Origin of the sequence: Streptomyces rubrogriseus (assembly GCF_027947575.1) — a bacterium.
In the GTDB taxonomy this organism is placed as follows: Bacteria; Actinomycetota; Actinomycetes; order Streptomycetales; family Streptomycetaceae; genus Streptomyces; species Streptomyces rubrogriseus.
This window is the reverse complement of record NZ_CP116256.1, coordinates 8,125,770-8,138,289: the sequence shown is the minus strand read 5'-3', so window position 1 is coordinate 8,138,289 and position 12,520 is coordinate 8,125,770. Positions and strand designations below refer to the sequence as shown.

Genomic DNA, 12,520 nt, shown 5'->3' with positions numbered 1-12,520 from the left:
CCGCCGGGACGAGGGCCCGCGGGGCTGGGCGGCGGCTACGCGCAGCCGCAGGACTGCCGTACGACCAGCTGCGACGGGAAGACCTTCAGCCGCTCGCGGCGGGAGCCCGCCACTCGCAGGCCGTCGTCCAGGACCAGGTCCACGGCGGCCCGTGCCATCGCCGACCGGTCCGAGGCGACCGTCGTCAGCGGCGGGTCGGCGAGGGCCGCCTCCTTGATGTCGTCGAACCCGGCCACCGCCAGCTCACCGGGGACGTCGATGCGCAGCTCGCGGGCGGCGCGCAGCAGGCCGATCGCCTGGTCGTCGGTGGAGCAGAAGATCGCGGGCGGGCGCTGCGGCCCGGAGAGCAGCTCCAGCCCCACGCGGTACGCGTCGTAGCGGTTGTACGGCGCCTCGAAGAGCCGGCCCTCGGTGGAGAGCCCGGCCTCCTTCATCGCGCGCTTCCAGCCCTCGACGTGGTCGGAGACCGGGTCGCCGACGGACGGCGTCTCGGCGGTGCCGCCCATGCAGGCGACGTACGCGTACCCGTGCTCCAGCAGGTGGCGTACGGCGAGCTGGGCGCCGCCCAGGTCGTCGGTGACGACGGCGACGTCGTCGATGGCCTCGGGACGCTCGTGCAGCAGGACCACCCGGGCGTCCCAGGCGTCGATCTCGGCGGCGGCGTTGTCGTTCAGCGCGTGGCTGACCAGGATCAGGCCGGAGACCCGCATGCCGAGGAAGGCGCGCAGGTAGTGGACCTCGCGCTCGCCGACGTAGTCGCTGTTGCCGACGAGCACCATTTTCCCGCGCTCGGAGGCGGCCCACTCGACCGCGTGCGCCATCTCCGCGAAGAACGGCTGGCGCGCGTCGGGCACGATCAGGCCTATGAGGTCCGTGCGCCGCGACGCCATCGCCTGGGCGACCCGGTCCGGGCGGTACCCCAGTTCCTTGATCGCGGCGAGGACACGCTCGCGCGTGGCCGGGGCGACCGGCCGGGGTCCGTTGTTGATGACGTAGCTGACGACGGCGGTGGAAGTCCCCGCCAGTCGCGCCACATCGTCCCGAGTCACCTTGGCCACGCGCGGAGTCTACGCGGATGGACCCGCTCCGGGCAGGGCGTATCACACCTTGGATGACCTTGCGCCCGCCGCCTCGCTCGCTTCGGCGTCCGCCTTTCCGGGCGCCTCGGCCTTCTCCGCCTTCTCGCTCTTCTCCGCCTTCTCGGCCTTCTCGCCCTTCTCGGGCTTCTCCGGCGTCACGAAGCGGTAGCCGACGTTGCGGACGGTGCCGATCAGCGACTCGTGCTCGGGGCCGAGCTTGGCGCGAAGCCGCCGTACGTGCACGTCGACCGTACGGGTGCCGCCGAAGTAGTCGTAGCCCCACACCTCCTGGAGCAGCTGCGCGCGGGTGAACACGCGGCCCGGGTGCTGGGCGAGGTACTTCAACAGCTCGAACTCCTTGAAGGTCAGGTCCAGGACCCGCCCCTTCAGCTTCGCGGAGTACGTCGCCTCGTCCACCGACAGGTCGCCGTTGCGGATCTCCATGGGGGAGTCGTCGCCGCCGAGCTGCTGGCGGCCCGTGGCCAGCCGCAGCCGCGCCTCGACCTCCGCCGGACCGGCGGTGTCGAGGAGTACGTCGTCGATGCCCCAGTCGGCGGTGACGGCGGCCAGCCCGCCCTCGGTGACGATGAGGACCAGCGGACAGCTGAGGCCCGTGGAGCGCAGCAGCTGGCACAGGCTGCGGATCTGGGGGAGGTCGCGGCGGCCGTCGACGAGGATGACGTCGGCGCCGGGGGTGTCGACGAGGGCGGGCCCCTCGGCGGGGGCGACGCGCACGTTGTGCAGCAGCAGGCCGAGGGCGGGAAGCACCTCCGTCGACGGCTGGAGGGCGTTGGTCAGGAGCAGCAGAGAACTCATCGCGCCCCACCTGCCTGGGACGGTTTGTGGTCGTGCCCGGTTCGCTCGCCCATAACGTCTGGTTCCTCCTGGGTCCCTGCGAGGACGTTTGCGGCACTGCTTCTTACTGGTGGCGTCCGGGAGGTGAACGCCGGGCGCCCGCCCGGCATCGCTCCCGAAAGCACAAAAGGACCCGGGGGCTACGTTGCCCGAGTCCTCTGCCCAGCAGAATAGCCGACATGAGCAACCGACCGCCGGGTCATGTGGCGCGTTCCACCCGTGGTCCAGCCAATCGTCCGCATCCCGAGACGCCCCGGGAAGCGCCGCGCCGCACGCCCGCGCGCACCTTCCTCCGTACGGCCGACGGTGTCCTCATCGACGCCGTGTACGAGCCGGGACCGGGCGGTCGCGACCCTGCTGACCTGGTGTTCGTCGTCGCGCACGGGTTCACGGGCGACGCCGACCGGCCGCACGTGCGGCGGATCGCGGCGGCGTTCGCGCGACACGGTGCCGTGGTCACGTTCTCCTTCCGGGGCCACGGAGCCTCCGGGGGACGGTCCACGGTCGGGGACCGGGAAGTGCTCGACCTGGCCGCGGCGGTGGCGTGGGCGCGCGGCTTCGGGCACGCGCGCGTGGTGACCGTCGGCTTCTCCATGGGCGGCTCGGTGGTCCTGCGGCACGCCGCGCTGTACGCCGACGACGACGTGGCGGGCACGGACGCCGTCGTGTCGGTCAGCTCCCCCGCCCGCTGGTACTACCGGGGCACGGCACCCATGCGCCGGCTGCACTGGCTGGTCATGCGCCCCGCCGGGCGCCTGGTGGGCCGCTACGGCCTGCGCACCCGGATCCACCACCGGGACTGGGACCCGGTGCCGCTGTCGCCGGTGGAGGCGGTGCCCCGGATCGCGCCGCGGCCGCTGCTCGTCGTGCACGGCGACCGGGACGGCTACTTCCCCCTCGACCACCCCCGGATGCTGGCCGAGGCCGCCGGTGACCACGGCGAACTCTGGCTGGAGCCCGGCATGGGCCACGCCGAGAACGCCTCCGGCGAGGCGCTCCTCGACCGCATCGGCGCCTGGGCGGTGGCCCGGGCGGGCTAGCCTGACGTTGTTCATCGGCGACGACGAAGGAACGAGATGGCAAAGGTCACGGTGCGCTACTGGGCCGCCGCGAAGGCCGCGGCGGGGGTGGCCGAGGAGCCCTACGACGCGGCGACGCTCGCCGACGCGCTCGGCGCGGTCCGCGAGCGCCACCCCGGCGAACTCACCCGCGTGCTGCTGCGCTGCTCGTTCCTCGTCGACGGCGACCCCGTGGGCACCCGCGGGCATGAGACGGTACGGCTGGCCGAGGGCGGCACGGTCGAGGTGCTCCCGCCGTTCGCAGGAGGGTGAGCGATGACCGACCAGCCGCATCAGCAGTACGACCCGAACCGGCAGTACGACCCGAATCAGCCGTACGACCCGAGCCGGCAGTACGGCCGGGACCAGCAGTACGAGGGGTACGACGCCCAGGCGTGGCCCGGGCAGCAGCCGTACCAGTCGCACCAGGGATACGGGGAGCCGCAGCCGGACCCGAACGCCGGCCAGTACACGCAGCAGTGGCAGGGACAGACCTGGGAGACGCAGGTGCAGCCGCCGGTCTCCGCGGACGAGACGGCGTACCTGCCGCCGCTCGCCCAGCCGCAACCGCAGCCCCAGCCGTACGCGTCGCAGGGGTACGGGCAGCCGCAGCCCCGGCCTCAGCAGTACGCGCCGCAGCCGCAGCCGCAGCCGCAGCCGCAGCCTTCGCCCGAGCCGTACGCGCACGTCACGGCCGCGCCGAGCCCCGCGCCCACTCCCGCCCCCGCCGCGTCCGCCTCCGGCGATCCGGGTTACGGACCCGCGACCGTCGCCGGGAACACGCGGATCACGGACGCGCAGCGGGCCCGTGCCGAGGGGCGTTCGCCGATCATCGACCCGGGCATGCAGCCGGCCGGTCTCACCGCGCTGCTCGGGCTGCTGCTGTCCGGCGCGGCGGCGCTCGGCACGTACGCCCTCCTCGTCCCGCTCGTCGTCCTCCAGGCGGTCACCGCGGCGGGCTGGTTCCGGCTGAACGGCATGTGGCCCGCCCGGCAGGGCATCGCGCTGGGCTTCGCGGGCGCGCTCGCCGCCGACGCGGCGCTGCTGGTGTCGGACCGCTCCCCGGCGGCGATCCTCGGCACGCTCGGGGTGTGGGTGCTGCTCTCTCTCGTCCTGCAACTGCGTTCGCACGCCGACCCCGACGAGCGGATGTACGGCCTGATGGCGACCATCGCCGCGGCGGCCCTGGCCGTCGTCGCGGGCGGGTACCTCGCCGCCGACGCGGACGCGGTGACGGTCGGCGGCATCGCGGTGGCCGTGGCGGCCGTGGCCCGCGCGCTGCCGCTGCCGACTCCGGCGTCCGTGGTCGTCGCGCTGCTCGCGGCGGCCGGGGCGGGGATCGCGGCCGGCTCGATGACGGACTTCGGGGCGTCGGGCGCGCTGCTCGGCGCGGGTGCGGCGGTCTGCGCGCTGATCGGCCTGCGGGTGGCGGCCTACGACTACCCCTCCCGCTTCGTCCACTTCACGGCGGGCGTGGCCCTGCCCCTGGCGGCGGCGGCCCCGGCCGTGTACCTGCTGGGCCGGGCCCTGGCCTGAGCCCGGCGGTGCCCCCTGTCACGGGTGGCGGCGCCCCCTGTCACAGCTGTTCGACAAAATCCGGGGGGTGCCGCCGGCCCGCGTTACGCTCGCGCTGGACGGCCGCCGGTCGTCGGGTCCGCCGCCGTCGAGCGTCCAGGGTTGGGGAAACACCGCATGCGAGCACTGCGAATACTGTTGATCGTCGTCGTGATCCTGGGCGGCCTCTTCGTGATCGCCGACCGTGTCGCCGTCAACTTCGCCGAGGGCGAGGCCGCGGACAAGCTGCGCAGCACCGAGAACCTCGCCTCGACGCCGGACGTCTCCATCAACGGCTTCCCCTTCCTCACCCAGGTCGCCGGCGGCTCCCTGGACGACGTGGAGGTCGGCATCGACGACTACGAGGCGTCCACCGGCAAGGGCGGCGAGAAGATCCGCATCGCGGAGCTGCGCGCGCACATGAAGGGCGTGGAGTTCTCCGGCGACTACAGCTCCGCCACCGCGGCCACCGCCACCGGTACCGCGACCGTCGGCTACGACGAGCTGATGAAGGCCACCAAGTCCGAGCCCACGGAGATCGCGCCCGGCATCGACGCCAAGGTCGTCGGCCTCTCCGACGGCGGCAACGGAAAGATCAAGGTGTCGCTCCGGGCCACGGTCCTCGGGGTCGAGGTGCCCGAGCCGGTCGAGGTGCTCAGCTCGGTCAAGGTCAAGGACAACGACGTCGAGGTCGTCGCCGACGGCCTGCCGGAGATCGGCGGCAAGCAGCTCGCCGAGTCCCGGATCCGGGCCATCACGGACTTCCAGCAGACCATCGACGAGCTGCCGGGCGGCATCGAGCTGGACAAGGTCGAGGCGGCGAAGGACGGCGTCGAGATCACGGTGAAGGGTTCGAACGTCAAGCTGGCCGGGTAGGACGAAGGCCGACGCCGCGGGGACCGACGACGCCCGTGTCCGACAGGCGAGACGACGCTGTCCGTACCGCAGATGCGTTGACACCGGCGTCGACCCCGACGACCCTCCGGGGCAGGGCGAGGGGCTTCTCGATCCCACATCTCGGACGATCGTGTCTCATCATGCGACACGTCGGTGACACGGCCCGCCCTCAATCCCTACGATCGGGACTTATGAAGCGACAGGCGGACCTCACGAAGCGGCGGGCAGTGGACCTGTGCCGCGTTGCCGCCATGCTCTGTCGCTCCTTCTGAGACGGACGGCGCCGTCGCCGTCCACGTCCCCCTCACCCTCGCCCCGCACCGTCGTGGGCACCCGCGCGCGCCGCGGCACGGCCCGAGCGCGCACCCCCTCTCACCGCACGCCCCGCCGCAACTGCCCCGGAGGAGAAAACATGAGCCGCAGCGACGTCCTGGTCGACGCCGACTGGCTGCAGGACCACCTGGACGACACCGACATCGCGATCGTCGAGGTGGACGAGGACACGTCCGCCTACGAGAAGAACCACATCAAGAACGCGATCCGGATCGACTGGACCCAGGACCTCCAGGACCCGGTCCGCCGCGACTTCGTCGACCAGGAGGGCTTCGAGAAGCTCCTGTCGGCCAAGGGCATCGCCAACGACACGCTGGTGGTCCTCTACGGCGGCAACAACAACTGGTTCGCGTCGTACGCCTACTGGTACTTCAAGCTCTACGGCCACGAGAACGTCAAGCTCCTCGACGGCGGCCGCAAGAAGTGGGAGCTGGACGCCCGCGAGCTGGTCCCCGGCGACGAGGTGCCCCAGCGCGCCGCCACCGACTACAAGGCCAAGCCGCAGAACACCGCGATCCGCGCCTTCCGCGACGACGTCGTCAAGGCGATCGGCGCGCAGAACCTGGTCGACGTCCGCTCGCCCGACGAGTTCTCCGGCAAGCTGCTCGCCCCGGCCCACCTTCCGCAGGAGCAGTCGCAGCGTCCGGGCCACGTCCCGTCCGCCCGCAACATCCCGTGGTCGAAGAACGCCAACGACGACGGCACCTTCAAGTCGGACGACGAGCTGAAGCAGCTCTACACCGACGAGCAGGTCGACCTGGCGAAGGACACCATCGCCTACTGCCGCATCGGCGAGCGTTCGGCCCTGACCTGGTTCGTCCTGCACGAGCTGCTGGGCGTGGAGAACGTCAAGAACTACGACGGCTCCTGGACCGAGTACGGCTCCCTCGTCGGCGTGCCGATCGAGCTCGGCGCCGCGAAGTAACCCGCCCGGGTACGGCAACCGACCGACCTTTCCCAACACCTCAGGAGTAACGACATGTGCGGAGCGAAGGCCGGCGGCCCCGACGCCTCGACGATCAAGCCCGGTGAGACCACCATCCAGGGTCAGGTGACCCGCGACGGCGAGCCGGTGACGGGCTACGTCCGTCTGCTGGACGCCACCGGCGAGTTCACGGCGGAGGTCCCGACCTCCGCGACGGGCCAGTTCCGCTTCTACGCGGCCGAGGGCACCTGGACCGTACGCGCGCTCGTCCCGGGCGGCACCGCCGACCGCACCGTCGTCGCCCAGCAGGGCGGCCTCGCGGAGGTCGCGATCGCCGTCTGACGGCAGGCAGCGTGGCGCGCACGCCGCGCGACGGCCGAGGGGCCGCACCCACCGGGTTGGACGCCTGGGGTGCGGCCCCTTCGGCGTGTCCGGACCGGGTGTCCGGACCTACGCTGGAGGTATGTACGCACGGCGGCGGCACGTCTACTTCGCCATGATGGGCACCTGCATCGTGCTCTTCGTCCTGGCCTGGGGAGTCGTACGCCTCTGGTCCGTCCCGGCGGCCGTCGGCCTGTGCGTGTTCACGATGCTCATCCCCCCGGTGGCCGCGATGGTCGCCAACCGGCGCGGTCCGGACGACCGCTGGTGGGACGACCCGTCGGGCGACGCCCAGTCCGACGAGTGGTGGGACGAACTGGACGGCAAGAAGCGCCACTGACGAGAAGCGTCACCGACACGAAGCGCCACTAAGGCGTGTCGTCCCCGGCGCCGAGGAGGCTGCGCAGACAGCGCACCGCCAGGTCGGCGGGGGAGCCGGGACCCTCGGTCGCGGCCTCGGTGCCGGACCAGGTCTCCAGGGCGATCCGGATGGCGTCGGTGGCCGCGGCGGCGACCAGCCGCACCTCCAGCGGGTCCCGGTGGCCGTCCGTCAGCCGGGCGATCACCGGAATGAGCAGCTCCTCCGACTCCTGGTTCACGCGGTACCAGACCGCCCGCAGCGCGGGATCGTCCGCGGCGGCGCGCAGCAGACCACGCGAGCGCAGCAGCGCCTCGACGGCCTGCGGATCCGGCGTCGCCAGCGCCTGCTCGACCGCGCCGCGCAGGGCGGGACCGAGCGCGCTGCCCGGCGGTGCCTCGGCCAGCAGTGCCCGCCAGCGGTCGGCGCCGACCGTGAGCAGCGGGCCGACGGCGTCCTGCTTGGAGCGGAAGTACCGGTAGAAGGTCCGCAGCGCGACCCCCGCCCGCCGGGCGATCTCCTCCGCCGTCGTGGCCTCCGGGCCCCGGGTGGCGAAGAGCTCTGCCGCTGCGTGCGCGATGTCGAGCTGGGTCGCGGCCTTGCGGCGTTCGGTCAGCGTCGGGGGCGGTGGCTCGGTGCTCACCCGAGAAGCGTACGGCCTGCGACCACCCGGCGGCACGCCGTGACGTAATGGCAAAACGTGCCACCTAGGCGTACGGTGACGGGCATGAACTACTTGCATCGTTACGAGGGCCGTCGCGCCCTGGTCACCGGCGGCGGCTCGGGCATAGGCCAGGCCACCGTGCTGCGGCTGCTCGCGGAGGGCGGCACCGTCGTCGCGGCGGACGTCAGCGAGCCGGGCCTGAAGGACACCGCGGAGAAGGCCGGGGCCCACGCGGACCGGCTCACCACGCTCGTCGTCGACATCGCCGACGAGACCTCGGTGCGCGAGGGGGTCCGGGCCGCGACGGACGCGCTGGGCGGCCTCGACGTCCTGGTCAACGCGGCCGGCATCCTGCGTTCCTCGCACACCGGGCAGACCAGCCTCGCGGACTTCACCCGGGTCCTGACGGTGAACCTCGTCGGCACCTTCCTGGTGATCCGCGAGGCGGTCCCGGCGCTGTTGGAGGGCCGGGACGCGGCGGTGGTCAACTTCAGCTCGACCTCCGCCGCGTTCGCGCACCCCTACATGGCGGCCTACGCGGCGAGCAAGGGCGGCATCCAGTCCATGACCCACGCCCTGGCCGCCGAGTACGCGGGGCGCGGCATCCGCTTCACCGCCGTCCAGCCCGGCTCCATCGCCTCCGGCATGACGGACGGCAGCGGGGCCAGCGGGCAGAGCGTCGGTCCCGGGCTGCCCGAGGACGCCGACATGGCCCTGTTCGCGAAGCTCTCCCCGGCACTCGGCCAGGGCTTCGCCGGTCCGGAGACGGTGGCGTCGGTCGTCGCGATGCTGGCCTCGGAGGACGGCCGGTTCATCACCGGCACCGAGGTCCGCGTCGACGGCGGCACCCACTTCTGAGGGCGCCTGCCCCGGCCCGCCGCCAGTGACGTCACTGACGTCAGTAGACGAGGGCCTGCGTGTCGTCGGCCAGTGCCTCCTGCACGAAGACCTGCGCGCCCGCGATGCGCACGCCCTCGATGACGTCCTTCTCGGTGAGGTCGCGCCGGGCCGCGCACTGGGTGCACAGCGTCACCCGGCCGCCCGCCAGGAGCGAGTCCAGCAGGTCGGGCAGCGGCGCGGCGTGCGGCAGCTCGAACTCGGCCGCGCGCCCCGGCACCGCGAACCACGCGGACTCACCGGTCAGCCACAGCGACACGTCGACCCCGCTGGCCACGGCCACCGCCGCCACCGTGAACGCCTGCGAGCACCGCTCGGGCGCGTCCGCCCCCGCCGTCACCTTGATCACGAGCTTCTTCGCCATGCCGGAAGCGTAGCCCTCGCGGGCGGCGTCAGATCGCGAAGGTGATCGTCACCAGCAGCGTCGCGACGCAGAGGACGGTCAGCAGGCCGCTGACGGTGGCGCCGTCCAGCCGGGTGCGCCGCCGGGGCGCGGTCTTGTGCTTCGGCGCGGGCCGGGGCGGGTGGCCCGGGTGGAACGGGGGCATCGCGAAGCCGGGGGAGAGGGGAGCCCGGTCCCGTCGCGGCGCGAGCCGCTGTGCCCGCCGGCACTCCTCGTAGGGCAGCCCGCCGTCGTACGTCATCCCTCGTGCTCCTTGCGCTGGTGCTGGCGCAGCAGGACGTTCGCGTCCGACACCGCGCTGTGGTCGAACGCCGCGCGTGCGGTCTCCCGCCGCTCGGCCAGCCAGGCGCAGGCCTCGCAGCCCGGCACCGGCAGAGGTGGCCGCTCCAGCTCGCCGGGGGCCGGGGGCGTGGCGAGGGTGCGGTCGTTCGCGGCGCGCAGGTTCGCCCCGAGGCGCTCGCGGTCGGTCGCCGGGCGCAGTGCGGGCGGCTCCGCCTCCCATTCCCGGCCGCCGCCGAGGGGGCGGAGCAGCACCCGCGCCCCACTGCGGCCCCGGTACTCGCCGACCCTGGCGGCGACGGTGTCGTAGAGCACGGTGCCGGGCTCGTAGGTGGCCGGTTCTGTTCTCACGGGTCCGCTCCCTTACGTCAACATCTATACGGAATGCGACAGTTGCCCTACACTGCGTAGTGGTGGGCAGTACGAGCATGACCCACGGCGGGGGTCGCCAAGCCCGGAACGGCCGCTAGTGCCACAACGGGCGCTCCAAATTCCACAAATTCCAGAGCCGGGAGGGGTGCGGTGCCGCAGCGGAGGGCGATCACGGGTCGCAGTCAGGAACCGAGGGCGCGGTTCGCGGAGGAGCTGCGGCTGCTCCGGCACGGGCGGGGCGTGTCCCTGCGGGGCGTCGCCGAGGTGGTGGGCTGGGACGCGTCCCAGTTCGGAAAGATGGAGAACGGCCACACGCTGGGCGGCCCGGAGATCGTGGAGGCGCTGGACCAGTACTACGGAACGGGCGGCATGCTGCTCACGCTGTGGGAGCTGGCGGTGGCCGATCCCACGCAGTTCAAGGAGCGGTACCGCCGGTACATGGTCCTTGAGGCCGAGGCGGTGAGTATGTGGCAGTACTCGCCGAGCATCGTGCCGGGCCTGCTCCAGACGCCGGAGTACGCGGCGGAGCTGCTTAGCCAGGGCGGGCTGACCGGCGTCGAGCTGGACAAGCAGGTGGCGGCGCGTATGGGTCGGCGTGAGCCGCTGCTGGCCGAGGGCGGGCCGCAGTTCCGGGCCCTGCTCTCCGAGGCAGCGCTGTGCAGCCCGATGAGCGCGCCCGCCGAGTGGCAGGCGCAGTTACGTCATCTCCTGGTGATGGGAGGCCGCGCCAACGTCATCGTCCAGGTGCAACTCCTGGCGGCCGGGCTGCACGGGCTGCCCAATATCGACGCCATGTTCCTGCGGGGCACCAGCGGCCGGACCGTGGCTTGGGTGGAGACCGGCTACTCAGGCGAACTGGTGCAAGAAACACAGGCCGTTGATCTGCTTCAGCTCCGATACGATCGGGTGCGCGATATGGCCCTGTCGCCGGGGGCGTCGCGGGAGTTCATCGAGCGGATGCTGGAGGAAGCGCCATGCGAGCCATCGACCTGAGCACGATCACCTGGCGCAAGAGCAGCTACAGCAACCCGGACGGGGGCAATTGCGTCGAGGTCTCCGACGATCTCCTCCGCGCCGCCGACTGGCGCAAGAGCAGCTACAGCAACCAGGACGGCGGCGAGTGCGTCGAGGTCGCCCCCGGCCTCCCCCTTGTCCCCGTCCGGGACAGCAAGGACCCCTCCCGCGGCGCGCTCCTGTTCGCCGGGCCCGCGTGGGCCGCGTTCGTGGGCGGAGTCCGGCGAGAAGAGCCGAGGTGGGCCGCGTAAGCTGGGGGCGGCCCTGTCGTATGCCCCCCGCTCAAGGAGCACCCCGTGGAGATCTTCTTCGAAGCCCTGCTGGTCCTGGTCTGCGTCGGCGTTCTCGCCTTCGCCGGTCTGACCGTGAAGAAGCTGTACCAGGGCCAGCGCTGATCACCGACGCCAGGAAGTACCGCTCATGATCGAGATCCCGTCCGACCTGCACAAGGACCTCGTCCCGCTCGTCTTCCTGCTGGGTGACTGGGCCGGCGCGGGTGTGCACGACTTCCCCGGTGCCGAGAAGTGCAACTTCGGCCAGGAGGTCTCCTTCACCCACGACGGCCGGGACTTCCTGGAGTACCAGTCCCACACCTGGGTGCTGGACAACGACGGCAACAAGGTCCGCCCGCTGGAGTCCGAGCACGGCTTCTGGCGCATCGACGCGAACCGCAAGGTCGAGGTCACGATGACCCGCGACGACGGCGTCATCGAGATCTGGTACGGCGAGCTGGCCGACCAGAAGCCCCAGATCGACCTGGTCACGGACGCGGTAGCCCGTACCGCGGCGTCGAGGCCCTACACCGGCGGCAAGCGGCTGTACGGCTACGTCAAGAGCGACCTGATGTGGGTCGGCGAGAAGCAGACCCCCGAGGTCGAGCTGCGCCCGTACATGTCGGCGCACCTGAAGAAGGTCGTCACCCCGGAGGACGTCGAGCGCTGGGCCAAGGCCCTGCCGGACGACATGCCGGACGACGGGATCGCTTTCTTCAAGTAGTCCTAGACTCGTGGGTGTGGTGAGCACCGACTGGAAGAGCGACCTCAGGCAGCGCGGCTACCGGCTGACGCCCCAGCGGCAGCTGGTGCTCGAAGCCGTGGACACCCTCGAGCACGCGACCCCCGACGACATCCTCGGCCAGGTGCGCAAGACGGCGTCGGGGATCAACATCTCCACCGTGTACCGCACGCTGGAGCTCCTTGAGGAGCTGGGGCTGGTCAGCCATGCCCACCTCGGGCACGGTGCGCCCACCTACCACCTGGCCGACCGGCACCACCACATCCACCTGGTCTGCCGGGACTGCACCAACGTGATCGAGGCCGACCTGTCGGTGGCCGCCGACTTCACCGCCAAGCTGCGCGAGCAGTTCGGCTTCGACACCGACATGAAGCACTTCGCGATCTTCGGCCGGTGCGAGAGCTGTTCCCTGAAGGGTTCAACTACCGACTCGTAAG

The 12,520-nt window shown here is 72.0% G+C and carries 18 protein-coding genes; 12 read left to right on the top strand and 6 right to left on the bottom strand.

From position 1 onward, the window contains the following. Positions 1 to 35 precede the first annotated feature (35 nt). Both Sru02f_RS36775 and glnR read right to left on the bottom strand, forming a co-directional pair. Complete coding sequence (locus Sru02f_RS36775) at positions 36 to 1,058, bottom strand: LacI family DNA-binding transcriptional regulator (protein WP_109035090.1); 1,023 nt, start codon at positions 1,056 to 1,058, stop codon at positions 36 to 38. A gap of 42 nt (positions 1,059 to 1,100) precedes the next feature. Continuing rightward, positions 1,101 to 1,895 carry a two-component system response regulator GlnR gene (gene glnR / locus Sru02f_RS36770; RefSeq protein ID WP_109035092.1) on the bottom strand — a complete coding sequence of 265 codons (795 nt, stop codon included), beginning with the start codon at positions 1,893 to 1,895 and terminating at the stop codon, positions 1,101 to 1,103. A 218-nt stretch (positions 1,896 to 2,113) separates the two neighbouring features. On the opposite strand from glnR, the gene Sru02f_RS36765 reads away from it, so the two are divergent. From Sru02f_RS36765 to Sru02f_RS36735, 7 genes are all read left to right on the top strand, one after another. Continuing rightward, on the top strand, positions 2,114 to 2,974 hold the full coding sequence (locus Sru02f_RS36765) for an alpha/beta hydrolase (protein WP_167469783.1): 861 nt from the start codon (positions 2,114 to 2,116) through the stop codon (positions 2,972 to 2,974). A 36-nt stretch (positions 2,975 to 3,010) separates the two neighbouring features. Then, positions 3,011 to 3,265, top strand: coding sequence for a MoaD/ThiS family protein (locus tag Sru02f_RS36760; RefSeq protein ID WP_003974810.1), 255 nt, complete (start codon positions 3,011 to 3,013; stop codon positions 3,263 to 3,265). A 3-nt stretch (positions 3,266 to 3,268) separates the two neighbouring features. Then, entirely contained in the window at positions 3,269 to 4,528 is a 1,260-nt protein-coding gene (locus Sru02f_RS36755) for a hypothetical protein (protein ID WP_109035097.1), read from the top strand. 156 nt (positions 4,529 to 4,684) lie between these two features. Continuing rightward, positions 4,685 to 5,422 (top strand): LmeA family phospholipid-binding protein, encoded by a 738-nt coding sequence (locus Sru02f_RS36750; protein ID WP_109035099.1) that lies wholly within the window; start codon positions 4,685 to 4,687, stop codon positions 5,420 to 5,422. A gap of 433 nt (positions 5,423 to 5,855) precedes the next feature. Next, entirely contained in the window at positions 5,856 to 6,701 is an 846-nt protein-coding gene (locus Sru02f_RS36745) for a sulfurtransferase (RefSeq protein WP_109035103.1), read from the top strand. A 54-nt stretch (positions 6,702 to 6,755) separates the two neighbouring features. Further along, positions 6,756 to 7,043 (top strand): DUF1416 domain-containing protein, encoded by a 288-nt coding sequence (locus Sru02f_RS36740; RefSeq protein ID WP_030187974.1) that lies wholly within the window; start codon positions 6,756 to 6,758, stop codon positions 7,041 to 7,043. Positions 7,044 to 7,164: 121 nt separating this feature from the next. Continuing rightward, positions 7,165 to 7,422 (top strand): DUF3099 domain-containing protein, encoded by a 258-nt coding sequence (locus Sru02f_RS36735; RefSeq protein ID WP_016326801.1) that lies wholly within the window; start codon positions 7,165 to 7,167, stop codon positions 7,420 to 7,422. 28 nt (positions 7,423 to 7,450) lie between these two features. On the opposite strand, the gene Sru02f_RS36730 is transcribed toward Sru02f_RS36735, so the two are convergent. Then, positions 7,451 to 8,083, bottom strand: a complete 633-nt coding sequence (locus tag Sru02f_RS36730; protein WP_174855208.1) for a TetR family transcriptional regulator — start codon at positions 8,081 to 8,083, stop codon at positions 7,451 to 7,453. An 84-nt stretch (positions 8,084 to 8,167) separates the two neighbouring features. On the opposite strand from Sru02f_RS36730, the gene Sru02f_RS36725 reads away from it, so the two are divergent. Continuing rightward, entirely contained in the window at positions 8,168 to 8,962 is a 795-nt protein-coding gene (locus Sru02f_RS36725) for an SDR family NAD(P)-dependent oxidoreductase (RefSeq protein WP_167469784.1), read from the top strand. A gap of 40 nt (positions 8,963 to 9,002) precedes the next feature. On the opposite strand, the gene Sru02f_RS36720 is transcribed toward Sru02f_RS36725, so the two are convergent. The 3 genes from Sru02f_RS36720 to Sru02f_RS36710 are packed head-to-tail and all read right to left on the bottom strand — an operon-like array spanning position 9,003 to position 10,034. Continuing rightward, positions 9,003 to 9,365: a DsrE family protein gene (locus tag Sru02f_RS36720; protein ID WP_003974797.1), complete on the bottom strand. Its 363-nt coding sequence runs from the start codon at positions 9,363 to 9,365 to the stop codon at positions 9,003 to 9,005. 28 nt (positions 9,366 to 9,393) lie between these two features. Continuing rightward, positions 9,394 to 9,645, bottom strand: coding sequence for a hypothetical protein (locus Sru02f_RS36715; RefSeq protein WP_109035109.1), 252 nt, complete (start codon positions 9,643 to 9,645; stop codon positions 9,394 to 9,396). Continuing rightward, positions 9,642 to 10,034 (bottom strand): hypothetical protein, encoded by a 393-nt coding sequence (locus Sru02f_RS36710; RefSeq protein ID WP_109035111.1) that lies wholly within the window; start codon positions 10,032 to 10,034, stop codon positions 9,642 to 9,644. Before Sru02f_RS36710 ends, Sru02f_RS36715 begins: the two co-directional genes overlap by 4 nt. A 171-nt stretch (positions 10,035 to 10,205) precedes the next feature. Between Sru02f_RS36710 and Sru02f_RS36705 the strand changes: the two genes are divergently transcribed. The 4 genes from Sru02f_RS36705 (at position 10,206) to Sru02f_RS36690 (ending at position 12,519) form a co-directional block, all read left to right on the top strand. Then, the gene (locus Sru02f_RS36705) at positions 10,206 to 11,048 is read left to right on the top strand and encodes a helix-turn-helix domain-containing protein (RefSeq protein WP_109035113.1); all 843 of its coding nucleotides are present in this window, start codon (positions 10,206 to 10,208) and stop codon (positions 11,046 to 11,048) included. Then, a complete protein-coding gene (locus Sru02f_RS36700) occupies positions 11,030 to 11,320 on the top strand; it encodes a DUF397 domain-containing protein (protein WP_167469785.1) in 291 nt (96 codons plus the stop codon). The genes Sru02f_RS36705 and Sru02f_RS36700 overlap by 19 nt, the downstream gene beginning before the upstream one ends. A gap of 169 nt (positions 11,321 to 11,489) precedes the next feature. Continuing rightward, complete coding sequence (locus tag Sru02f_RS36695; RefSeq protein ID WP_087808593.1) at positions 11,490 to 12,065, top strand: heme-binding beta-barrel domain-containing protein; 576 nt, start codon at positions 11,490 to 11,492, stop codon at positions 12,063 to 12,065. Positions 12,066 to 12,081: 16 nt separating this feature from the next. Beyond that, entirely contained in the window at positions 12,082 to 12,519 is a 438-nt protein-coding gene (locus Sru02f_RS36690) for a Fur family transcriptional regulator (protein ID WP_007388818.1), read from the top strand. Position 12,520 lies beyond the last annotated feature (1 nt).